This is a genomic window from Burkholderia sp. BCC0397 (assembly GCF_902832865.1).
Classification (GTDB): domain Bacteria; phylum Pseudomonadota; class Gammaproteobacteria; order Burkholderiales; family Burkholderiaceae; genus Burkholderia.
Window position 1 is genome coordinate 420,738 of the sequence record NZ_CADFDL010000003.1, and the last position, 21,946, is coordinate 442,683.

Annotated in this window: 22 protein-coding genes, 1 tRNA gene and 2 pseudogenes; 11 read left to right on the forward strand and 14 right to left on the reverse strand. The window is 67.5% G+C overall.

Features of this window, described 5'->3' with window-relative positions:
• The first annotated feature begins 24 nt into the window (after positions 1 to 24).
• A complete protein-coding gene (locus tag HWX03_RS12075) occupies positions 25 to 1,221 on the forward strand; it encodes a pyridoxal phosphate-dependent aminotransferase (protein WP_174387722.1) in 1,197 nt (398 codons plus the stop codon).
• Between the two features lie 108 nt (positions 1,222 to 1,329).
• Here HWX03_RS12075 and HWX03_RS12080 read toward each other — a convergent pair whose 3' ends face one another.
• Entirely contained in the window at positions 1,330 to 2,457 is a 1,128-nt protein-coding gene (locus HWX03_RS12080; RefSeq protein WP_174386992.1) for a lytic transglycosylase domain-containing protein, read from the reverse strand.
• A gap of 598 nt (positions 2,458 to 3,055) precedes the next feature.
• On the opposite strand from HWX03_RS12080, the gene HWX03_RS12085 reads away from it, so the two are divergent.
• Both HWX03_RS12085 and HWX03_RS12090 read left to right on the forward strand, forming a co-directional pair.
• Entirely contained in the window at positions 3,056 to 4,612 is a 1,557-nt protein-coding gene (locus HWX03_RS12085; RefSeq protein WP_175871375.1) for a UbiD family decarboxylase, read from the forward strand.
• Positions 4,613 to 4,670: 58 nt separating this feature from the next.
• Positions 4,671 to 5,339, forward strand: coding sequence for a LysE family transporter (locus tag HWX03_RS12090; protein WP_089499759.1), 669 nt, complete (start codon positions 4,671 to 4,673; stop codon positions 5,337 to 5,339).
• 114 nt (positions 5,340 to 5,453) lie between these two features.
• Here HWX03_RS12090 and HWX03_RS12095 read toward each other — a convergent pair whose 3' ends face one another.
• The gene (locus HWX03_RS12095) at positions 5,454 to 5,756 is read right to left on the reverse strand and encodes a hypothetical protein (protein ID WP_174918241.1); all 303 of its coding nucleotides are present in this window, start codon (positions 5,754 to 5,756) and stop codon (positions 5,454 to 5,456) included.
• A 503-nt stretch (positions 5,757 to 6,259) separates the two neighbouring features.
• On the opposite strand from HWX03_RS12095, the gene HWX03_RS12100 reads away from it, so the two are divergent.
• Together HWX03_RS12100 and HWX03_RS12105 are read left to right on the forward strand one after the other, a co-directional pair.
• A complete protein-coding gene (locus HWX03_RS12100; RefSeq protein WP_175871376.1) occupies positions 6,260 to 7,189 on the forward strand; it encodes a DUF2520 domain-containing protein in 930 nt (309 codons plus the stop codon).
• Between the two features lie 75 nt (positions 7,190 to 7,264).
• Positions 7,265 to 7,828 carry a YggT family protein gene (locus HWX03_RS12105; protein WP_006488584.1) on the forward strand — a complete coding sequence of 188 codons (564 nt, stop codon included), beginning with the start codon at positions 7,265 to 7,267 and terminating at the stop codon, positions 7,826 to 7,828.
• A gap of 13 nt (positions 7,829 to 7,841) precedes the next feature.
• Here HWX03_RS12105 and HWX03_RS12110 read toward each other — a convergent pair whose 3' ends face one another.
• A complete protein-coding gene (locus HWX03_RS12110; protein WP_174386988.1) occupies positions 7,842 to 8,192 on the reverse strand; it encodes a DUF190 domain-containing protein in 351 nt (116 codons plus the stop codon).
• 23 nt (positions 8,193 to 8,215) lie between these two features.
• On the reverse strand, positions 8,216 to 8,602 hold the full coding sequence (gene crcB / locus HWX03_RS12115) for a fluoride efflux transporter CrcB (protein WP_175871377.1): 387 nt from the start codon (positions 8,600 to 8,602) through the stop codon (positions 8,216 to 8,218).
• A 122-nt stretch (positions 8,603 to 8,724) separates the two neighbouring features.
• Here crcB and HWX03_RS36905 point away from each other — a divergent pair.
• A pseudogene (locus HWX03_RS36905) lies at positions 8,725 to 8,862 on the forward strand (peptidase S8/S53 subtilisin kexin sedolisin); the annotation flags it as partial.
• A gap of 61 nt (positions 8,863 to 8,923) precedes the next feature.
• Here the strand turns inward: HWX03_RS36905 and HWX03_RS12120 are convergent.
• The 3 genes from HWX03_RS12120 to HWX03_RS12130 form a co-directional block, all read right to left on the reverse strand.
• Positions 8,924 to 9,784: a Sir2 family NAD-dependent protein deacetylase gene (locus HWX03_RS12120; RefSeq protein WP_175871378.1), complete on the reverse strand. Its 861-nt coding sequence runs from the start codon at positions 9,782 to 9,784 to the stop codon at positions 8,924 to 8,926.
• Between the two features lie 181 nt (positions 9,785 to 9,965).
• Positions 9,966 to 10,346 carry a DUF4406 domain-containing protein gene (locus HWX03_RS12125; RefSeq protein ID WP_175871379.1) on the reverse strand — a complete coding sequence of 127 codons (381 nt, stop codon included), beginning with the start codon at positions 10,344 to 10,346 and terminating at the stop codon, positions 9,966 to 9,968.
• Entirely contained in the window at positions 10,343 to 10,942 is a 600-nt protein-coding gene (locus HWX03_RS12130) for an NUDIX domain-containing protein (protein WP_175871380.1), read from the reverse strand. The genes HWX03_RS12125 and HWX03_RS12130 overlap by 4 nt, the downstream gene beginning before the upstream one ends.
• Before the next feature lie 81 nt (positions 10,943 to 11,023).
• On the opposite strand from HWX03_RS12130, the gene HWX03_RS12135 reads away from it, so the two are divergent.
• Positions 11,024 to 11,779 carry a DeoR/GlpR family DNA-binding transcription regulator gene (locus HWX03_RS12135; RefSeq protein ID WP_175871381.1) on the forward strand — a complete coding sequence of 252 codons (756 nt, stop codon included), beginning with the start codon at positions 11,024 to 11,026 and terminating at the stop codon, positions 11,777 to 11,779.
• A gap of 118 nt (positions 11,780 to 11,897) precedes the next feature.
• On the opposite strand, the pseudogene HWX03_RS37330 reads toward HWX03_RS12135, so the two are convergent.
• The 4 genes and pseudogenes from HWX03_RS37330 to HWX03_RS12150 all read right to left on the reverse strand — a co-directional run.
• Positions 11,898 to 11,996, reverse strand: a pseudogene (locus tag HWX03_RS37330) (methylmalonyl-CoA decarboxylase); the annotation flags it as partial.
• Between the two features lie 63 nt (positions 11,997 to 12,059).
• A complete protein-coding gene (gene scpB, locus HWX03_RS12140) occupies positions 12,060 to 12,881 on the reverse strand; it encodes a methylmalonyl-CoA decarboxylase (protein WP_175871382.1) in 822 nt (273 codons plus the stop codon).
• A complete protein-coding gene (locus tag HWX03_RS12145) occupies positions 12,878 to 14,101 on the reverse strand; it encodes a CoA transferase (RefSeq protein ID WP_175871383.1) in 1,224 nt (407 codons plus the stop codon). The genes scpB and HWX03_RS12145 overlap by 4 nt, the downstream gene beginning before the upstream one ends.
• Before the next feature lie 61 nt (positions 14,102 to 14,162).
• Complete coding sequence (locus tag HWX03_RS12150) at positions 14,163 to 15,485, reverse strand: MFS transporter (RefSeq protein WP_175871384.1); 1,323 nt, start codon at positions 15,483 to 15,485, stop codon at positions 14,163 to 14,165.
• Between the two features lie 180 nt (positions 15,486 to 15,665).
• Between HWX03_RS12150 and HWX03_RS12155 the strand changes: the two genes are divergently transcribed.
• Positions 15,666 to 16,595: a LysR substrate-binding domain-containing protein gene (locus HWX03_RS12155; protein WP_175871385.1), complete on the forward strand. Its 930-nt coding sequence runs from the start codon at positions 15,666 to 15,668 to the stop codon at positions 16,593 to 16,595.
• Between the two features lie 99 nt (positions 16,596 to 16,694).
• Here HWX03_RS12155 and HWX03_RS12160 read toward each other — a convergent pair whose 3' ends face one another.
• Together HWX03_RS12160 and HWX03_RS12165 are read right to left on the reverse strand one after the other, a co-directional pair.
• A complete protein-coding gene (locus HWX03_RS12160; protein ID WP_175871386.1) occupies positions 16,695 to 17,861 on the reverse strand; it encodes an enolase C-terminal domain-like protein in 1,167 nt (388 codons plus the stop codon).
• A gap of 338 nt (positions 17,862 to 18,199) precedes the next feature.
• The gene (locus HWX03_RS12165; protein WP_027783759.1) at positions 18,200 to 18,544 is read right to left on the reverse strand and encodes a cupin domain-containing protein; all 345 of its coding nucleotides are present in this window, start codon (positions 18,542 to 18,544) and stop codon (positions 18,200 to 18,202) included.
• A 290-nt stretch (positions 18,545 to 18,834) separates the two neighbouring features.
• Here HWX03_RS12165 and HWX03_RS12170 point away from each other — a divergent pair, with 290 nt between their 5' ends.
• The 3 genes from HWX03_RS12170 (at position 18,835) to trmB (ending at position 20,961) form a co-directional block, all read left to right on the forward strand.
• Complete coding sequence (locus tag HWX03_RS12170; RefSeq protein WP_175871387.1) at positions 18,835 to 19,791, forward strand: hypothetical protein; 957 nt, start codon at positions 18,835 to 18,837, stop codon at positions 19,789 to 19,791.
• Positions 19,792 to 19,978: 187 nt separating this feature from the next.
• A tRNA-Gly gene (locus HWX03_RS12175) sits at positions 19,979 to 20,053 on the forward strand.
• 131 nt (positions 20,054 to 20,184) lie between these two features.
• Positions 20,185 to 20,961, forward strand: a complete 777-nt coding sequence (gene trmB, locus HWX03_RS12180) for a tRNA (guanosine(46)-N7)-methyltransferase TrmB (protein ID WP_175820382.1) — start codon at positions 20,185 to 20,187, stop codon at positions 20,959 to 20,961.
• Positions 20,962 to 21,090: 129 nt separating this feature from the next.
• Here the strand turns inward: trmB and HWX03_RS12185 are convergent, their stop codons facing one another.
• On the reverse strand, positions 21,091 to 21,921 hold the full coding sequence (locus HWX03_RS12185) for an undecaprenyl-diphosphate phosphatase (protein WP_175820383.1): 831 nt from the start codon (positions 21,919 to 21,921) through the stop codon (positions 21,091 to 21,093).
• Positions 21,922 to 21,946: the final 25 nt, after the last annotated feature.

Below are 21,946 nucleotides of genomic sequence, written 5' to 3' on the forward strand. Positions count from 1 at the left end.
TTTCCCCCTCCGCCCTGCCCGCCGATGAATACCACCGCCGATTCGCTCGTCACGCTCGCCGCACGCGTCGACGCGATCCAGCCCTTCCATGTGATGGAACTGATGAAGGAGGCACAGCGGCTCGAGTCCTTGGGACGCGATGTTATCCACATGGGCATCGGCGAGCCGGATTTCACCGCGCCGGAGCCGGTCGTCGAGGCCGCCGCGGCCGCGCTGCGCCGCGGCGTCACGCAGTACACGAGCGCGCTCGGCATTGCGCCGCTGCGCGAGGCGATCGCCGCGCACTATGCGCGCGCGTACGGCCTCACGATCGCCCCCGAGCGGATCGTCGTGACGGCCGGCGCATCGGCCGCGCTGCTGCTCGCGTGCCTCGCGCTGGTCGGCCGCGACGACGAAGTGCTGATGCCCGACCCGTCGTATCCGTGCAACCGGCACTTCGTCGCGGCGGCCGAAGGTCGCCCGGTGCTCGTGCCGAGCGGCCCGGACGCGCGCTTCCAGCTCACCGAGAACGACGTCCGCACGCACTGGAACGCGCGCACGCGCGGCGTGTTGCTCGCGTCGCCGTCGAACCCGACCGGCACGTCGCTCGAACCGGACGAACTGAAGCGGATCGTCGAAGCGGTGCGCGCACGCGGCGGCTTCACGATCGTCGACGAGATCTACCAGGGGCTCAGCTACGACGCCGCGCCCGTGTCGGCGCTGTCGTTCGGCGACGACGTCATCACCGTGAACAGCTTCTCGAAGTATTTCAGCATGACGGGCTGGCGGCTCGGCTGGCTCGTCGTGCCGCCCGCGCTCGTCGGCACGTTCGAGAAGCTCTCGCAGAACCTGTTCATCTGCCCGTCCGCGCTCGCGCAGCATGCGGCGCTCGCCTGCTTCGAACCCGCGACGCTCGACATCTACGAAACACGCCGGCTCGAATTCAAGCGCCGCCGCGATTTCATCGCACCGGCGCTCGAACGGCTCGGCTTCACGGTGCCGGTGATGCCGGACGGCGCGTTCTACGTGTATGCGCATTGCGGCGGCGTGGCCCACCCGGCGGCCGGCGACAGCGCCGCGCTCACGCAGGCGATGCTGCACGACGCAGGCGTGGTGCTGGTGCCCGGCATGGACTTCGGTGTCCATGCGCCGCACGACTATATCCGCCTGTCCTATGCGACGGCCTACTCGCGGCTCGAAGAGGCCGTCGACCGGCTCGCGGCGCTGTTCGGCCAGCACTGACGCCGCGGCCGGCGCACCGGCCGCTTCATGTACCGCAAAAGGAAAAGGCACCCGAATCGGGTGCCTTTTGCATGTCGTGCCGGCCGGCGCCGCGCGGCGCCTGTGACGTTACGCGCCGAGCTCCGAATGATCGGCGTGCGACTGCTTCGCGGTATCGACGCTCGCGTCGTCCTGCGAGGCGGCTTCCTTCGGCGCCGCCTTGACCGACGTCGTGCCGTCGAGCGTCGCATGCACGCGCTTCGCGCCGCCTGCCGCAGCCGTCACGGCAGCGGCGGTGACGATCGGCTTCGCGGGTTGCGCGGGCGCCTGCGGCGCGTTGAGCGGCACGCTGCGGCCACGCGCGACGTCGCGCAGGCGGCCGCGCTCGGCCATCACCTTCGAGCCGTAGCCGTTGTCGTCGGGGTTCGTCGAGCCGTTGTACAGGCGCAGGCCGGTCGCGAGCGAACCGCCGCGCGCGATGCAGTCCTTCAGCACCAGTGCGCCGACCTGCAGGTTCGCGAGCGGCTGCAGCGCGGTGTCGGTGCCGCCGAAATACTCGAACTTGTCGGAATGGACCTTCGACATGACCTGCATCAGCCCCTTCGCGCCGACGCCGCTTTCGGCGTACGGGTTGAAGCCCGACTCGATCGCCATCACGGACAGCAGCAGCAGCGGATCGAGGCCGACGTCACGACCGGTCTGGAACGCCGCCTTGACGAGCTGCCCGAGCGGCTCCTGGGCGACGCGGTAACGGCGCGACAGATAGGTGGCGACGAGCGCCTGTTCGCGGTTCGACGCGAGCGCGCGATCGTCGCGGGCATCGGCGGCCACGCGCTGAATCGGAATCAGTTTCGCAAGCGCGACGGGCGACGGGCCGTTACGGGCCGGATCGGACGCATCGCCCTGGGCGCCCTGAGCGGCGGTTTCCGGTGCGACATCGAGGCCGACCGCAAGCGCATCCGTTTCGGGACTCTCTTCCTGCTGCGGCTGCGCGCCGGCAGGCGCGAAGTTCGGCAGCGGATGGCCGGACAGCAGACGGGCCGGACCGGCCTGCACGGCCGCGGACACGACCGGCATCAGCTTCGCGGCGAGCGTGCCGCGGACGGTTGGCAGCAGCCACAGTGCAAGCGCAACCGCGACAGCAAAACAGCCGACAACGCTGAATAGATGGTGACTGACACGCGTCCCGCGACGCAGCATGTTGCGCACGATTTGCGCATGCTGCTCAGTGGGACGCCACGATAACCAAGCGTTCATTCAGATCATCTCCCATGAACATGACTCGTGCGGCTCGCTCAGCTCGATGGCGAGACAGAAAACGCGCCGCGGAATCACGACGCCGCACGCCTTGGTTGGGACGCGCAAGCATCGGGGGAAACGGTATAAGTACCGTTCGAGGCCACGGTGTAAGAGGGCCGGCGCCTTCGCACAGTGGGCGAGGCGGGCATACGCGGTGGCACCCACGCAAAAAACCAGCGTCTGGTAGCGCTGGCTGGGACTACGACAAAAGCCGTCGAAGACGCCGTGCAGGATTCGGCGGACGGTGACGCGCTGCGTCAAAGATCGGTGATTGGCGGCTCGAAGCCTTTTACCCTGCAGCCAATGTGAGCGGATTCTAGCAGGGTTTTATAGATCGTCAACACTATAAAACTTCGAAATCATAACAAAAAGTAATTTTGAATCGCTCTTCAGAACGCAATCCCCGTGCCGTAGGGGGTTTGCGCGCGGTCGACTTTTTTCTGCGCCGGGCGGCCGCGCGGCTGCGCGGGTAAAATCGTCGGTCGATTCGGGGTCGCAGCCGGCCGTTGCACCCGCCCACCGCTGCCCGTCCCTGCGGGTGGCCCGGACCTTCTTCATGAAATACAAAGACTTACGCGATTTCATTCAGCGCCTCGAGGCGCTCGGCGAACTGCGGCGCGTCACGCAGCCGGTGTCGCCCGTGCTCGAAATGACCGAGCTGTGCGACCGCGTGCTGCGCGCCGGCGGCCCCGCGCTGCTGTTCAACGCGCCGCCCGGCCATGCGTTCCCGGTGCTCGGCAACCTGTTCGGCACGCCGCGCCGCGTCGCGCTCGGGATGGGCGTCGATGCGGGCGACGATGCCGCGCTCGGTTCGCTGCGCGATCTCGGGCGCCTGCTGTCCGCACTGAAGGAACCCGATCCGCCGAAGAGCCTGAAGGACGCCGGCAAGCTGCTGTCGCTCGCGAAGGCGGTGTGGGACATGGCGCCGAAGTCGGTGTCGTCGCCGCCGTGCCAGGAGATCGTCTGGGAAGGCGCCGACGTCGACCTGAACAAGCTGCCGATCCAGACCTGCTGGCCCGGCGATGCGGGGCCGCTCGTCACGTGGGGCCTGACGGTCACGCGCGGGCCGAACAAGTCGCGCCAGAACCTCGGCATCTACCGTCAGCAGTTGATCGGCCGCAACAAGCTGATCATGCGCTGGCTCGCGCATCGCGGCGGCGCGCTCGACTTCCGCGAGTTCGCGCTGCAGAACCCGGGCAAGCCGTACCCGGTCGCGGTCGTGCTCGGCGCTGATCCGGCCACGACGCTCGGCGCGGTCACGCCCGTGCCCGATTCGCTGTCCGAGTATCAGTTCGCCGGCCTGCTGCGCGGCAGCCGCACGGAACTCGCGAAGTGCCTGACGCCCGGCGTCGACACGCTGCAGGTGCCGGCGCGCGCGGAGATCGTGCTCGAAGGCTTCATTCATCCGCAGGAAGGCGCCCCTGCCCCCGCGCCGGCCGGCGCACCGCCACGGCCGGCCGGCAATGCGGCGGCCGCGTACGAACACGCGCTCGAAGGGCCGTACGGCGACCACACCGGCTATTACAACGAGCAGGAGTGGTTTCCGGTGTTCACCGTCGAGCGCATCACGATGCGCCGCGACGCGATCTACCACTCGACCTACACGGGCAAGCCGCCCGACGAGCCCGCGGTGCTCGGCGTCGCGCTGAACGAGGTGTTCGTGCCGCTGCTGCAGAAGCAGTTCACGGAAATCACCGACTTCTACCTGCCGCCCGAAGGCTGCAGCTACCGGATGGCTATCGTCCAGATGAAGAAGAGCTACGCGGGCCACGCGAAGCGCGTGATGTTCGGCGTGTGGAGCTTCCTGCGGCAGTTCATGTATACGAAGTTCATCGTGGTCGTCGACGAGGACGTGAACATCCGCGACTGGAAGGAAGTGATCTGGGCGATCACGACACGCGTCGACCCGGTGCGCGACACGGTGATGGTCGACAGCACGCCGATCGACTATCTCGACTTCGCGTCGCCGGTGGCCGGACTCGGCTCGAAGATGGGGCTCGACGCGACCAACAAGTGGCCGGGCGAAACCAGCCGCGAATGGGGCCGCCCGATCGAGATGGACGCGGCCGTGAAGGCGCGCGTCGACCGGCTGTGGCAGGAGATCGGTCTCTGACGCCATGCGGCCGGCGCCCGCCGGCCCGCGCATCGCAATCGCCGCACGCACCCAGAAGATGAGCTTTCCGCCCGCCTCCATGCTGTCCGACGGATTCTTTCTGTCGCTATCGTTGTGTCTCGACATCGGCCTCGTGAACGTCGCGATGCTGTCGCTGACGCTGTCGCACGGCTTCCGGCCGGGCTTCTGGCTCGGCGTCGGGTCGTGCGTCGGGGATCTCGTCTACGCGGCGCTCGCGCTCGCGGGGATGGCCGTGCTGCTGCAGTTCGAACCCGTGCGCTGGATCGTGTGGATCGGCGGCGGCGCGGTGCTGCTGTTCCTCACGTGGAAGATGGCGCGCGAAGCGCTGGCGCCCGTCAAGGCAGCCGACGACGACGCGGACGACGCACCGCCGCCGCGGGCGAGCGCACGGCGCAGTTTCGTGCGCGGGATGCTGCTCGCGATGTCGTCGCCGAGCGCGATCCTGTGGTTCGCGGCAGTCGGCGGCGCGCTGATCGCGAAAGCCGGTGCGACCACCCCGGCGACCGCGTCGGTGTTCCTGTCGGGCTTTTTCCTCGGCGGCCTCGCGTGGACGCTCTTCATGTGCACGCTCGCGAGCCAGGGCCGCAAGCGCGCGGGCGCCGGCCTGATGCGTGCGTGCCATGTCGCGTCGGCGCTGCTGTTCGCATATTTCTCGTACAGCGTGATCGTCGGCGGCTACCGCGACCTGATCGTGCACGCGGTGTAATCGCGGCCGCCCTGCCGGGCCGCGCACGGAATGGCAGCCCCAATGAAAAACGGCGCAGCGCCCCTCGCGGGACGTTGCGCCGTTTTGCCGCGCGGTCAGGCCGCGCGGGACGAATCAGCGACGCCAGCCGTGATGGCCCCAGCCGCCGTAACCATGGCGCCAGTACGGGCGACCGTAGTAGCCACCACCGTAGCCGCCGACGACCACGGCGGGCGGCGGTGCATAGTAGGCCGGCGCCGGCGCGTAATACACGGGCGGCGGCGGCGCGTAGTACACGGGCGGCGGCGGTGCATAGACGGGATACGCGGGTGCGACCGGGATACCGATGCCGACCCCGATCGACACGTGAGCCTGCGCGGCGCTTGCGGCACCCAGGCCCAACGCGGCGGCGGCGATGAACGGAATGAGCTTTTTCACTTCGATTCTCCTGCTGGAGCGGGACTTTAGGCGCTCCTGTCGGCAACGGCGGGCATGCACGTCGCATGGAAGCAATGTAGCGAAAACCCGGCCCGCGCGTATCGTGCATTTGTTGCAAATTGCAATTGCACGCGGCCGGAGTCGCCGTCCAGCGCGGGACCCGGCGTGGGCGGCAAGCCTTGCGGGTCGCGCGATTCCGTCCGAGGAGTCGGGTCGCTGCACGACGACCGGTCAGTCTTACCGGATCCGGCGCGCGCAGCAGGCGCGCGTGCGTAATGAACGATTACAAATTCGAGACAACACGCCGACATTTCAAGCGGGATGCGGCGCCCAGTGTTTCGGGGTCGGATTCGGCAATCCTGATTCGACCGCGATGCCGGACTCCAGCCCGCACCTCGATTGCACCGCGTACCGGTAATTCATACGTGCAGCCGGCCTTCCGCGACACCGCCGTCATTCCTGCGATACTGGCGGCTGCTTCGTTTTCGCTTACATCCGCTGCCATGCCGCTTCCCGACACACCCCGCCTCGGCTTCATCGGCGCCGGCCGCCTCGCGCGCTGTGTCGCGCAGCGTTTCGCGCAGGCCGGCTTCCCCGTCGTCGCGATCGCGAGCCGCACGCCCGCCTCGGCCGCCGGCCTCGCCGCGCGCATCGACGGCTGCCGCGCGGTCGATACCCCGCAGCAGGTGGTCGACGCCGCCGACCTGATCTTCGTGACGACGCCCGACGATCATCTCGCGTCGAGCGCCGCGGCGCTGCGCTTCGACGCATCGCGCGCCGCCGGCCAGGCGGTCGTCCATTGCAGCGGCGCGTCGGCGGTCGCGCTGCTCGATCCGGCGAAGCGGCAAGGCGCGGCCACTGGCGGCTTCCATCCTCTTTATCTGTTCGGCGGCACCGATGCCGACCTCGCGCGCATCGACGGCTGCTCGGTCACGATCGAAGCGGACGGTGCGCTGCACGCGACGCTGCTGCGACTTGCCGCCGCACTCGGCTGCCATCCGCTGTCGATTCCGGCCGGCGGCCGGATGCTGTATCACGCGGCCGCCCACTACGCGGCGAGCTTCGCGCTGTGCGGGCTGTCGGAAGCGGTCGAGCTATGGCGCGGCCTCGGTTTCGACGAGGAAGCGGCGCTGCGCGCGCTGTTGCCGATGCTCGCCGGCACGATCGAGACCGCGCGCGACAAGGGGCTCGCGAATGCGCTGTCCGGGCCGGTGTCGCGCGGCGACACGGGCATCGTCGAGCGCCAGCTCGCGCTGCTCGAGGCGCGCGGCGGCGATCACGCGGCGCTGTACGCGCTGCTGACGCGCCGCGCGGTCGCGCTCGCGGCGAAGCGCGCGACGCCGCCGGCATCACTGCCGGCGCTGGCCGAAGCCGTCGAAACGTCGCTCGCGCGCGTGGCCGCGCACCCCTCCCCGTCGCGAGACGAGGCGTGATAATGTGTCGGCCGATGCGCCGCCAACCGGCGTTGGCGGCCGCACGCTACTGACTGTATAAAAAGGATGCCAACGATGTTCGGCGAGATCGCCCGTTTTCTGCTCAATACCGTCTTCACGCTATTCGGCGCCGCGCTGATTCTGCGCGTCTGGATGCAGGCCGTCCGCGTGCCGCCGTACAACCCCGTCACGCAAGCCGTGCTGCAGGCGACCAACTGGCTCGTGCTGCCGCTGCGCCGCGTGATCGCGGGCGTACGCGGCATCGACTGGGCCAGCGTCGTCGCCGCGCTGCTCACCGCGCTCGTCTATGTCGTGCTGATGGTCGTGATGGCTGGCTTCGATCCGGCCGCCGTGATCGCGACACTCGTCGTGGTCGCGCTGCTCACCGTCGTGAAGTGGGCGCTCAATCTCGTGATCTGGATGACGATCCTGATGGCGCTGCTGTCGTGGCTCAACCCGCGCTCGCCGGCGATGCCGATCCTCTACCAGCTCACCGCGCCGTTCCTGAACCCGCTGCGCCGCGTGATCCCGAACCTCGGCGGCATCGACCTGTCGCCGATCCTGCTGTTCGTGATCGTGCAGGTGCTGCTGATGATCGTCACGCGCGCCGCCGTGTCGCTGACGATGTTCGGCATCTGATCCGGCGCGACACCTACACCGCCGGCCCCTGCGCCGGCGGTGCGCCGAGCGTGTCGATCACGCCGAACTGCGCCGGCATCATCGCGTAGCACACCCGCACTTTCTCGTGCGACAGCCGCTCGAGCAGCCGCTGCGCCTCGTCCTCGGTGACGATGAATTCGACCTCGATCGCGAGCGAGCCCTGCAGTTCGAAGAAGCGATCCTCGTGCAGCACGCGATGCTGGCCGAAACCGGCCATCGCGCGAAACGCGGACCCGCCCGCGACACCCATCCGGTTCGCCTCTTCCAGCAGCCACTCCCACAGCGGCTTCCAGTGCAGCCGGTGCTGCTCGTGCACGTAGAAGCGCAAAAAGACCCTGTCCATCGCTCCCTCCGATGGCGGCCCGCTCAGGCCGCCGCGAGCCACGCGCGCGCGGTCCACATGCCGAGCGCCGTCAACGCGAACGATCCAGTCAAGTGTAGGGCAGCCACCGCCAACGCCCATCCGAATTCGCCCTCGAACGCGTGCGTCATCACTTCGACCGAATAGGTCGAGAACGTCGTGAGGCCGCCGAGAAAGCCCGTGATCACGAACAGCCGCCACTCGGGCGGCAACCCGACGCGGGCCGTGAATAAGACGGCAGCCACGCCGATCACGTAGCCGCCGAGCAGGTTCGACGCGAGCGTGCCGAGCGGCACCGCGGGAAAGAACGCGTTGAGCGCGAGGCTCAGGAACCAGCGCAGCAACGCGCCGAGCCCGGCGCCGACGAAGATCGCGACGATCGAATAGAACAAGGGCACTCCTCACGGGCGGCGCCGCGCGGCGCACGCGGCCTACGCTGAACTGTATGCGGAATCGCGCCGCGCCGGCAATGCCGACGGGCCGGGCCACATGCGCATTCCGTAGCCGGCAGGCGCGGGGGCTCGACGCCAGCTACGACGCGAATCCGTCAGGCGGTTTCACGGCATGCGACTCGGCGATATGTCCGGGGCAAACCGGCTGGTTCCAGGTCGACGGCGCGAACGCGGGCGTGCCGCAATGGTCGGCGCTCGTGCAGGCGCTCGCCGCACGGCCGTCATCGCGCGGCTTCGGCGGGTCGACGCGAGGCGCGGGGCTCAGCCGCCGCGCCTCGCGCGCTCGAGCGCGTTCAGCGTCGCCAGCGCACCGCCCTTCAGCCCGATCACGTCCGCCCGGCGCGCATGCGCTTCGCGCGCGTTGATGCGGATCACGTCGGCACCGAGCCGTTCGCTCAACAAGCGCACGGTCGGAATCGCGGTGCCCGCGCCGATCTCGACCACGGCGACGCGCCCGGCCCGCGCGATCCAGTCTTCCAGTGCGCGCTCCTGCGCGTCGTAGCGCGCACCGAGCCAGCCGGTGTCGCCGAACATCAGGATGTTCGGCCGCGCAAGCCCGCCGCAGTGGGGGCAGCACGGCATGTCGCCCACCAGGCGGCACGTCGTTTCGTCGACCTCCGGCACGAACGGCGCCGCGTCCCACGTGTCGTCCGTGCACGGGCGCAGGCATTGCATCGCATGAATCGAGCCGTGGATCTCGACGATGCGCGCCGGATCGAAGCCGGCTTTCTGGAACTGGCCGTCGACGTTGCTGGTCAGCACGAAGCCGCCGTTCGGCTTCGCGTCGATCCAGCGGCGCAGGATCGCGAAGCCCGCGTGCGGCACCGTCGCGCGGTAGAGCGCGAGACGGTGTCCGTAGAACCCCCATGCGAGCGGCGCACGCGCACGAAACGCGTGCGGCGACGCGATCTCGTGGAATTCGAAACGCTCGTGACGCAGCGCCGGATACGCGCGCCAGAAGCCGTCCGTGCCGCGAAAATCGGGCAGCCCGGAATCGACGCCGATGCCCGCGCCGGCCGTGACGAGCAATGCGTCGGCGCGCCCAAGTGCGTCGACGGCGGACGCGACGAGGTCAGCGGGAAGCGACGCGGCGGCGGAATCAGCGGGATCGGAAAACGGCATGATGGAGAAGCGGTGGCGTCGAACGTTGCGCGAGTGGCGTCGCGATCATACGCCGGTTCGGGCGCCGCGCTGCGTCGGCAACGCCACTGCGTAGCGCTGCGCGTGCGGCAGCCGGCGATGCGAATACCGTCTGCCCGCAAGCGCCGCACCGGCGATGCCGCAACCCGGCGCCCACGCTTGCTCAGTCAGCCGAATCGTCCTGCGCAACCGGAATCTCATCGACCGAGAAATAGACCGGCTTGCCGAGTTGCCGCGCAAGCGCCACGTCCGCATCCGCCCCGCGCGATGCGCCGTCGATGCGCAGCACCGCATCGCAGCGTCGCAACAGCCGGTGCGCGGCCGGATACAGGAACGTTTCGCCGATCGCGTCGCCGACCTGCGTCGACCCGGCCGCGGCCGCGAGCGGCAGTGACACCCATTCGCCGATCATCGGCACGTGCCCGCGGCGATACACGGCGAGCGCCGCGGCTTCCAGCCGGTGCAGGTTCGCGGCGATGCGCGCGGGGTCGCCGTCCGTGCCGCTGCGATAGGGGCCGGCGACCAGCACGAGCCGCGGCGTCATGCGGCGCGCGCGGCCGCGATTTCCCGCAGCGCGACGTACTGAAGCAGCATGATCGTCTTCGCATCGACGATCTCGCCACGCTCGATCGCGTCCAGCGCCGCCTGCAGCGGCATCTCGACGACCTCCAGATCCTCGCCCTCTTCCGCGACGCCGCCGCCGGCGCCGGTGCGCAGCGACGCATCGTATTCGCCGACGAAGAAATGCAGCTTCTCCGTCACGGAACCCGGGCTCATGAACGCCTCGAACACCTTGCGCACGCCCCGCACGCGATAGCCGGTCTCCTCCTCGGCCTCCGCGCGGATACGCGCTTCCGGCGTTTCGTCGTCGAGCAGCCCGGCGGCCGCTTCGAGCAGCATGCCGTCGTGCCCGCTCACGAACGCCGGCATCCGGAACTGCCGCGTCAGCAGCACGTCGCCCGTCTCGGCATGACGCAGCAGGATCGTCGCGCCGTTGCCGCGATCGTAGGTCTCGCGGCTCAGGCGCTGCCACGTTCCGTCGCGGCGCAGGAAATCAAACGTCACCTTCCGCAGCACATACCAGTCATCGGACAGCACCGTCGTATCGACGATGCGGACCCGTTCCCGCGTTGCAGCCATTGCAGCCTCCGGTTCGACAAAGGACGGCGCCCATGGTAACGTGCAGATTCGTGCAATTTCAAGAATTTTCGTGCAAACACGATGCTGACGACGCAACGCAAGAAGGCGATCCTCGATGCGCTCGCACGCGACGGCCAGGTGCTGGCCGCCGAGCTGAGCGTGCAGTTCGGCGTGTCCGAAGACACGGTGCGCCGCGACCTGCGCGAACTCGCGGCCGAAGGGCTGCTGCAGCGCGTGCATGGCGGCGCGCTGCCGGCGTCGCCGGCCGTCGCGCCGTTCGCGCAGCGCGAGGCGCTCGAAACCACGGAGAAGCGGCGCATCGCGCGGCGGGCTGCACAGATGATCGCGCCCGGGCAGGTGGCGATCGTCGACGGCGGCACGACCTCCGCGCTGCTCGTCAGCCAGTTGCCGGCCGACCTGCATGCGACGATCGTCACGCACAGTCCGAGCGTCGCGGTTGCGCTGGCCGCGCATCCGTCGATCGACGTGATCCTGATCGGCGGGCGGCTCTACAAGCACTCGATCGTCGCGGTCGGCGCGGCAGCGATGGAAGGCATCGCGCGCATTCACGCAGACCTTTACTTCATGGGCGTCACGGGCGTGCATCCCATAGCTGGCCTGAGCACCGGCGATTTCGAGGAAGCGGCGATCAAGCGCGCGCTGTCCGAACGCGCGGCCGAGACGGTCGTGCTCGCGTCGCAGTCGAAGCTGCGCGCGGCGTCATCGTTCGTGATCGGCGACATCACGCTGGCGCAGACGATCGTCGTCGAAAAGGAAACCAACGCCGCGCTGACGAAGCCGATCGAGGCCGCGGGCGTGACGGTGGTGCGCGCGTAGCGCGCGGTACGACTGGGCGGCACGCGCGATTGCGATTGCGCTGATACCGTGCGTGATCGATACGCGCGTTCATGCGCGGCCGCTGATCGTGATCGGCACGCTGCTGCTCGTTGGCGTATCCGCGAAACTGCGGAGCGCGCCGTTCCGCGAACGCGCGCAGCCCTTCGTCGAAATCCGCGCCTTCTCACGCCTGCCGTCGCAACTCGGCAATCCGTTCGACACGCGCTCGGCGGCGCATGACGCGCGCCGCCGCCGTCGCATCGAAACCTTGCCCGTCCGCCTAAATCCCGCGGAACTGCGCCACGCGCCGTTCCGCGAACGCACGCAACCCCTCGTCGAAATCCGCGCCTTCGCACGCCTGCCGGCGCAACTCGGCGATCCGTTCGAACGCATCGGCCGGCAACGGCCGCGCGTCCTGCAGCACGCGCAACTGCTCCTTCACCGCGTGCACCGCGAGCGGCGCCTTCGCGGCGATCGTGCGCGCGACGTCGAGCGCCGCGTCGTCGACCCCGCTCGCGTCAGCGAGCCGGTTCACGAGCCCGTGATGCGCGGCGCGCTCCGCATCGAGCGGCTGCGCGCAGAAGAACATCTCCTTCAGCACGTGGATCGGCAGGTTGTCGTAGAAGCGCAGCAGGCCGCTCGTCGAATACGGCAGGCCGATGTTCGCCGGCGTCATCGCGAAACGTGCGTCGCGCGCCGCCACGACGAGATCGCAGCTCATCACGAGATCGACCGCCCCGCCCCACGCCGATCCGGCCACCGCCGCGATCACCGCGCCCGGATAGCTCCGTACGCGCCGCAGCGCGCGTTCGAGCGGCTTGCCGTATGCGAGCGGATCGCGATCGTCGGCCAGTTCGCGCAGGTCGTGCCCCGCGCTCCACACGTCGCCGCTGCCGTCGTTCGACAGGATCACGACGGGAGGCGGACGAAGCACGGCAAGTTCATCAAGGCGCGCGACGAGGGCATCGAGCAACGGCGCGTCGAGCGCATGCCGTCGCGCCGGATTCGCGAAGCGCACGCGCGCGATCCGCTCGCCGATCCGCTCGCCGATCAGGTCGACCGTCACGGTCGACACCCCGTCGTGTTTCGTCATGTCGGTCATTGCACGGCCTCCGCCACCGCATCCGCCTGGAAGATCGCGCGGCCGGCCAGCAGTGCGTCGATCGCATCGTCGCCGTAGCCGGCTTCGCGCAGCACGTCGACCGTATGCTCGCCGAGCAGCGGCGGCGCATGGCGCGTGCGCGGCGCCGGCACGTCGTCGCCCATCCCGCCGAGCGGCGTGACGACCTGGCGCAGCGTGCCGAGCGTCGGATGCGCGACCGGCTCGACCAGCCCGCAATGCGCGAGCTGCGGATCGTCGAACACTTCGTCGAGCGTATGGATCGGCCCGGCCGGCAGCCCGGCCTCGACGAACCGTTGCGTCCATTCGCGCTTGCCGCGTGTACGCAGCCGGCTTTCGAGCAGCGCCTTCAATTCGTCGCGATGCGCGACGCGCGCATCGTTGGTCGCGAAGCGCGGATCGTCCGGCAGTTCGGGCAGATCCAGCAACCGGCACAGCCGCAGCCACATGTCGGTCGTGATCGGCGCGAGGTTGAGCGGGCCGTCGGCCGTCTCGAACACGCCATACGGCGCGATCACCGCATGCGCATTGCCGGTGCGGCGCGGCACGTCGCCGAGGCTCAGATAGCGTTGCCCGTGCACGCTCAGCAGCGCAACCAGGCTTTCGAGCAGCGACGTGCCGACATGCTGGCCACGCCCGGTGCGCTCGCGCTCGAACAGCGCGGCCATCACGCCGGTCGCGACCCACATCCCCGAGCTGAGATCGCCGATCGCGGTACCCGTGCGGGTCGGCTCGCCGTCGGGGAAACCGGTGAGGCTCATCAGCCCCGCATAGCCCTGCGCGATCTGGTCGAAGCCCGGCCAGTCGCGCAGCGGGCCGCGCGGGCCGAACGCGGTGACGCTGCCCATCACGAGCCGCGGGTCGCGCGCGCTCAGTGCGGCATAGCCGAGCCCCATCGCGTCCATCGTGCCGGCCTTGAAATTCTCGATCACGACGTCGGCCTGCGCGATCAGGCGCCGCACGACGTCGAGGCCGGCCGGCTGCCGGAAGTCCACGCAGATGCCGCGCTTGTTGCGGTTGCAGGACAGGTAGTACGTGCTCACGCCGCGATCGAACGGCCCCCAGGCGCGGCTCATGTCGCCGTGCGGCCCCGACTCGACCTTGATCACGTCGGCGCCGAGATCGGCGAGCACCATCGAGCAGAACGGCCCCGACAGCGCGCGACTCAGATCGACGACCCTGATTCCTGTTAATGCCTGCATTCCGGACTCCTGATATTGATGACGGGGTGTGTCTTGTTTGCGAACGACTGCGGCGCGACGCTCACTCGGGCAGCGTCTGATGCCGCGTTTCGACCGCGAACGGCAGGATCAGGATGCCGAGCCCGAACACGGCCGCGGTCCATGCGACCGGCACGCCGAGCGAGCCGTAACCGTGAATCGCGGCGCCGAGCACAAAGTTCACGCCCGCGCCGATGAAGCGGCCGACCGACGCGTTGAACGCGAACGCAGTGGCCCGCACGCGTGTCGGATATTGCTCGGGCAACCACAGCGAGAAGATCGCGAAGTTGCCGCCGAAGAAACCGAGGAATGCCAGCGACACCATGAACGCGGCGAGCCCGTTCGGCTGGTAGAACGCCCAGCCGAACGCGAACACGATGGACGCGGCCATCCCCGCGAAATACACGCCGAGCGCGGTACGCCGGCCGAGCCGTTCCGACAGCCACGGCGCCACCAGGCAGCCGGCGATCGTCGCGCACGACAGGATCGCCGCGCCGATCGACGCGAGCCGCAACGCCCCGACGTGATCGATGCCCGCGCGTGTCGCCAGCGAGGTGACCGCGCTCGCCTCGTAGACGGAGCCGGCCCACAGCCCGACGATCGCGACGCCAACGAGGCTCGCGCTCGTCAGCGTGCGGCGCAGGAACGCCGGCGCGAAGATCTCGCGCAGCGGATGCGCGCGCCGCGCGTCGGCCACGTCGCCGTCGCGCGCGTCGTGCCGCCGCCACTGCCCCGGCTCCTTCACGCGCATCACCGTGAACACCGCGAGCAGCGCGGGCGCCAACCCGCACAGGAACATCGCGCGCCAGCCGTAGGTCGCGCCGATCGTGTAGTTCAGGCAGGCCGCGATGAAGAAGCCGAAGTAGTAGCCCGTCTGCAGGTAGCCGGCGCCCATCTTGCGGCGGTCCTCCGGCCAGCTCTCGGCGACGTAGGTGCCGGCGAGCGCCCATTCGCCGCCGACGCCGATCCCGGCGATCAGCCGGCACGCGGCCAGCGCCCACACGTCGTGCACGAACGCGGCCGCGCCGGTGAACACCGAATAGATCAGGATGCTCGCCGCGAGCGTGCGCACGCGGCCGAAGCGGTCGGCGAGCGGCCCCCAGATGAACGACAGTCCCCAGCCGATCAGGAACAGCGCGAACAGGATCGAACCGTACATCCCGAGATTCGCGGGCGTCGCCGCGATGCCGGACGCCGGCAGCAGTTCGGTCAGTGCGGGGATCAGCACGAGCGCGTAGATCACCGAATCCACGCCGTCGAGCACCCAGCCCGCGTACACGGCCCAGAAGCCCTTCACCTGCTCGCGCGTGAGCGGCGTGCGCCGCGGCTTCGCGCCGGCCGCCGGCGCGTCGATCGCCTTGAACATCTTCGTCTCCTTGCCGGCGGCGCCGGCTCTTGCGCCGCGGCCGGTCCGGGATGGCCGGCAGTCGGGCTCTTTTGTGAGACGAGTATAGAAACGTCAGCGATCGCCGAAAAATATGATATTCATCTTGCTCGATCGGATTGGCTTATGGCTCGAATCGGACTTGAATCGGAGACGGCGGCGATGGACTTGAGACAGTTGCGCTATTTCGTGAAGGTCGTCGAATGCGGGAACGTCACGCATGCGAGCGAGGCGCTGCACGTCGCGCAGCCGGCGGTGAGCCAGCAGATGCGCAATCTCGAGCAGGATCTCGGGATGCAGCTGCTCGAACGCAGCGTGCGCGGCGTCGCGCCGACCGCCGCCGGCCGCACGCTGTACCGGCACGCGCTCGAACTGCTGCGCCAGGCCGACGGCACGCGCGAGTTGCTGCGCCGCGACGCCGAGACGCCGCAGGGCCGCGTGACGGTCGGGATGCCGTCCAGCACCGCGCGCGTGCTGGCGATCCCGCTCGCGCAGGTGGTACGCGAACGTTATCCGGGCATCATGCTGGAGCTGATCGAAGCGCCGAGCGCCGATCTCGACACGCTGCTTGAACGCGCGAGGCTCGATCTCGCGATCGTCGTCGACGCGGTCGATACGCGCGGCATCGCGATCCGCCGGCTGCTGACGGAGACGCTGTACCTGATCACGTGGCCCGGCTTTCCGGTGCCGGATGCGCCCGTCCCGCTCGACGCGATCGCGCGCATGCCGCTCGTGTTGCCGAGCGCGCCGAACACGATCCGCAACCGCGTCGACTGGGCGATGCGCGAGGCCGGGCTGTCGTACGAGATCGGTTTCGAGGCGAGCTCGACCGGGCTGCTGTTCGCGGCCGTGATGGCGCAGCTCGGCGTGACGATCCTGCCGTGGACGGCCGCGCACGTCGAGATCGAGGAGCGCAAGCTCAAGCTGTCGACGGTCGCGCACCGGCTGTTCGCGCGCGACCTGTCGTTGTGCTGGCACGACACGGCGCTCGTCAGCAACGCGGTGCAGAAGGTGAAGGCCGAAATCGTCCGGCTGTTCGATACGCTCGGGCAGCGGCCGGAATGGGCAGCCGGGAATGTCGAGGGCGCGTGAACTGCGCGGTGTGGCGTACCTTGTGCCGCCCCGTCGCGCGTACCGGGCTCGTTCATCCTGGGTGCTGCTGACTCCGCCGCCCCTGTTCCACTTTAGACGTCAGCCGCCCGATTCCGATACCGCGTGAAATGCGTCGCGCGCGTGGGCATGCAGTTCGAAACCGATGCCCGGCGCCTGCGGCACGCGTGCGTATCCCGCGTCGACGATTTCGCCATCGGCCAGTCCGCTGAACGGATGGAATGCGAACGGGCTGACTTCCGCGCCGCCGAGCCCGAGCGCCGCGACGACGTGCAGCGAGAACAGATGGCCGCCGTGCGGCCAGAACGAATCGCGCCGCCAGCCGCGCGACACGAAGTGATCGACGATCTGCAGATAGCCCGGTAGCCCGTAGCTATGCACGGGATCGAACACCAGCACGTCGCGGTCGGCGCGCAGGCCGCCGTAACGGTCGAGCAGCTTCGCTTCCGCGAGCGAGAACAGCGCTTCGCCCGCCGCGATCGGCGGTGCGTACCGTGTAGCGACGTCTGCCTGGAGCGGCAGATCGAGCGGGTCGCAGATGTCCTCGAACCACCAGAGGTCGAACGGCGCGAGCATGTCGACGGCCCGGTAGGCGGTCGTCGCGTCGTACGTGTTCATCGCGTCGACTGCGAGATGCGAAGGGCCGGCAAGGTGCGCGACTGCGGCGTCGATGCGGCGCCGGTCCTGCTCGAGATCCGCGCCGCCGATCTTGATCTTCGCATGCGTGTAGCCGAGATCGACGATCCGACGCATCTCGTCCGACAGGTGTGCGAGATCGTCATGGGGATAGCGGTAGCCGCCGCCCGCGTACACGCGCACGCGCGGCGCCGCCGTACGTCCGAGGCGATCGGCGAGAAAGCGATGCAGCGGCAGGTCGGCGATCTTCGCGGCGGCGTCCCAGATCGCCATGTCGAGCGTGCCGACCGCGACGCAGCGTTCGCCGTGCCCGCCCGGCTTCTCGCCGGCCATCATCGCGCGCCAGGCGCGAAGCGGGTCGAGGTTCGTGCCGGCTTCGTCGGCGAGCGTGTCGGCGGCGGCCAGCAGACGCGGCGCGAACCGTTCGCGGATCAGGCCGCCCTGCGCGAAGCGGCCGATCGACGCGTAGCCGTAGCCCGTCACCGGGCGGCCGTCGCGCACGACGTCGGTGACGACCGCGACGACGCTCGTCGTCAGGCCACCGGACGGAATCGCCGGGTCGGCATAGCGGGACACGGGAATCGCGCGTTCGTGGATCGCGGTGATGCGCATGGTCGGGGCTCCGGTGGGGCGGCCGGCGCAGGCGGAAGGTTCATGCGCTGCAGCGGAAACGGTGGGCGGATCGCTGCATCTTAGGGGTTTGCGGAACAGCGTGCAGGACCGGCGGCAAGCGTCATTGCGCCGTCGCCGGACAACTGCGCGGCGAGTTCGCCACGGGTTGCGGTCGGATAGCGGGAGTGCGCCGAGCGGGTGACCACGCTCGGCGCGTTATTTCCGAACCGAATCGAGTTTGACCGAGCCGGAATCCTCGGTTGCCGTCCCGGCTCCATGAGCCGGGAGGATGTGAGGCGATGACGATATGCCTGGACTGGATCGAATCGACCGTCCGCTCAGGCGAAGACGAAGTACTTGCGCACCGTCTCCACCACTTCCCACGTCCCTTTCATGCCGGGTTCGATCACGAACACGTCGCCGGCTTTCAGGTGCACCGGCTCCTCGCCTTCCGGCGTGATGATGCAGTAGCCGTCGAGGAAGTGGCAGTACTCCCATTTCTCGTAGTTCACCTCGAACTTGCCCGGCGTGCAGATCCAGGTACCCATGATCTTGCTGCCGTCCTTCGAGACGTACGCGTTGAGGTTCACGGTGTGCGGATCGCCGCCGATGCGCTTCCACTTGGTCGCGTCAAGGACAGGCGTCGGGCAGGTTTTGCGCAGAACGGTGATGAAATCGGACATGTCGGCTCCAGACTAACGATCGGATGAGAGGCCTGTCACGTTAGTTCGAAAGCTTTACCCGGGCTTGTATGCTTCCGACGCCGACTCGTCTATTTTCGACACCGGGTAGCGTGCAAGCGTGCCGCCGGCGTATTTCTAGTTCGACCTCACCCCCGAGCCACGCGCCCGAATGCCTGCCCCCGCACTGCCATTTTTTCGGGCAAAATTACCTTTACCGCCTTTAGTGAGACCAGTCTGTTACGAGGCGAACGAGATTAGAGACGTAACGACCATAGAACAAAGAGAATCCAATGAGCCAGGAAACAGAATTCGTCGGTTTCGTTAAGTACGATGGCAAGCGATTAGAGTCGGGGGCTTTCGATGCACGCAAATCCGCCAGAGCATTGGTTGGCTTCGATGAAGCACTTCGCCACTTCATTCTTGCTCAAGCACCAGATTTAAGAGATATAGAATTTGAAGTTCCGGTGCGGATCGAAAAGGGATCTTGGATAGCATCGATTCCGACCGATATTTCAACCCTATTCCAATTGGGTCTTGGCATAGCAGCCACGGCCTATGTCACCAACGCAGCCAAGAAGATGGCGGAAAAGGATTTCGACGGCGTTGGTTTCAAGGACATCTTCAAAACGGCCCTAGAAGCTCTAAAATGGGTCGCAAAAATTGGCAAACACCTCGGCAGCCTGGATAAGAGACAATTCGATGATGTTAAATTCAAAGAAAATAATGAACTCATCGGAATACCAAATGAATCTGGCGAGTACCTCTTTCTTCCAGTCAAATATCTAGAGCTCTATGCGCATTGCAATCCGAAGATACTTGAGAAGCTGGCCGCGAACATCGACACAGAAACCACTTTATCGATTGGCGTAGTGGTAGATGGGAAAATCGATCAAGAAATCATCACCGCGCATGAAAAATCAATCTTCTCGGACGAAGACGAAGACCTGAATGACGAGCTTCTTTTCCCAGAACTCGTTCACGGCGCAGCCGTCTCGCTCACCGGTGAAGTAACTCGCGAAAACAAAACATCTCAATCAATGGGCTTCAAGTATCAAGGACACATTCTCACCGCCTACCCAGAATCCAGAAATATAGTACCTTATAAGCCTATGCTTTTCGAGACATGCCGCCTCGTTGGGGTAGTTGATAGAATTGACGAGAAAGGGCGAGTTGGAGCAAAGAGACCAAAATTGATATTCAGCAACCTGGAGCCGATTTCAGGACAGAGCGGAGATCTCTTTGATTAATTCACCTCAGACAGCGTAACAAGGTCCAGCATTAGAGTGAGAAGGGCGGTCGCCGGAGAGTTTTCGCGACCGCCTCCACTGCCAGCGACGTCACCGCTGCGGCATCGAGCTATGCCAGTTTCGCTGCCACCGCCCAAACTCCCCCGCTTGCCTTCTTCACTGGAACCCCTGTACAATCATACGTTCTGCGGGCGTCGTATAATGGCCATTACCTCAGCTTCCCAAGCTGATGACGTGGGTTCGATTCCCATCGCCCGCTCCACTTTCCGGCTGCACGGCAGCCTGCGCATGAGCCGCCTCGTCGAAGGCGGCTTTTTTGTACCATGCGCCGAATCGCCCGGCAGCGCTGCTGCGTAACGGGCCCTCGCCCGAACCGAGCCTTTCTCTGTACCGATGATGCACGACGATCCGAACGAAGCCGGCCTGCCGCCGCACGACGACGCCATTCCCGACGAAGCCGACCAAGCCACCGAAGGCGCCGACGAAGTCAACCCGCTGCACCACCGCCGCATCCGCAGCTTCGTGACGCGCGCCGGCCGCGTGTCGACCGGCCAGCGCCGTGCGCTCGACGAATTCGGCCCGCGCTTCGTCGTCCCGTATGCGCCGGAACTGCCCGACTGGGACGCGATCTTCGGCCGCAGCGCGCCGCGCATCCTCGAGATCGGTTTCGGGATGGGCGCGTCGACCGCGGAAATCGCCGCGCATCGCCCGGGCGACGACTTCCTCGGCGTCGAGGTGCACGAGCCGGGCGTCGGCGCGCTGCTGAAGCTGATCGGCGAGCAGGATCTGCCGAACATCCGCATCATCCAGCACGACGCGGTCGAGGTGATCGAGCACATGATCGCGCCGGAAAGCCTCGACGGCGTGCACATCTTCTTCCCCGATCCATGGCACAAGGCGCGTCACCACAAGCGCCGGCTGATCCAGCCGCCGCTCGTCGCGCATCTCGCGTCGCGCCTGAAGCCCGGCGCGTACCTGCACTGCGCGACCGACTGGCAGAACTACGCGGAGCAGATGCTGGAAGTGCTCGGCGCGGAACCGACGCTCGAGAACACGGCCGCCGACTACGCGCCGCGCCCCGACTACCGTCCGGTGACGAAGTTCGAACGGCGCGGGCTGCGGCTCGGCCACGGCGTGTGGGACCTGGTGTTCCGCAAGCGCGCAGGCTAAACGCCCGGGGCCAGCGCACGACTCGGCGGGCCCCGCCAAATAAAGCGGCCTGATCGGCAAATGCCGATCAGGCCGTTTTTCATGATGCCTGCGATGCGCGCCGGACCCGCCCGGCGTGTCTGCCTGGCCTCACGCCCAGTTCAACCACCCGCTGTAACCCACCAGCAGCACGAACAGCCCGAACGCGATCCGGTACCACGCGAACACTGTGAAGTCATGCGTCGCGACGTAGCGCAGCAGCCAGCGCACGCACACGAACGCGCTGACGAACGCCGCGACGAGCCCGAGCGCGAACAGGCCGAGCGAATCGACGGTAAACGCCTGCCAGTCCTTCACGGTTTCGTAGAGCGTCGCGCCGAAGATGATCGGAATCGCGAGGAAGAACGAGAATTCGGTGGCCACGCGTCGGTCGAGACCGAACAGCATCCCGCCGATGATCGTCGAGCCCGAGCGCGACATGCCGGGCACCAGCGCGAAGCACTGCGCGATACCGACCTTGAGCGCGTCGAGCGGCGTCAGCGCATCGACCGACATCACGCGCGGCGGCTCGCTGCGTTCGCGCTGCCGCGCCTCGGCCCACAGGATGATCGCGCCGCCGACGACGAGCGCGAACGCGACGGGCACCGGCGAGAACAGCACGGCCTTGATCTTCTTCTCGAACAGGAGGCCGAGCGCGATCGCGGGAATCGTCGCGATCACGACGTTCAGCGTGAAGCGCCGCGCATCGGGCCGGCTCGGCAGCCCGGACACGATGGACACGATCCGTTGCCGGTATTCCCAGCAGACCGCGAGGATCGCGCCGAACTGGATCACGACGTCGAACGTCTTCGCGTGCGAATCGTTGAAATTCAGGAAGCTGCCCGCGACGATCAGGTGACCGGTGCTCGACACCGGCAGGAATTCCGTCAGCCCCTCGACGACGCCGAGGATCAATGCCTTGCAGATCAGGATCCAGTCCATCCGTGGCCCAACTCCGAAATGGTCG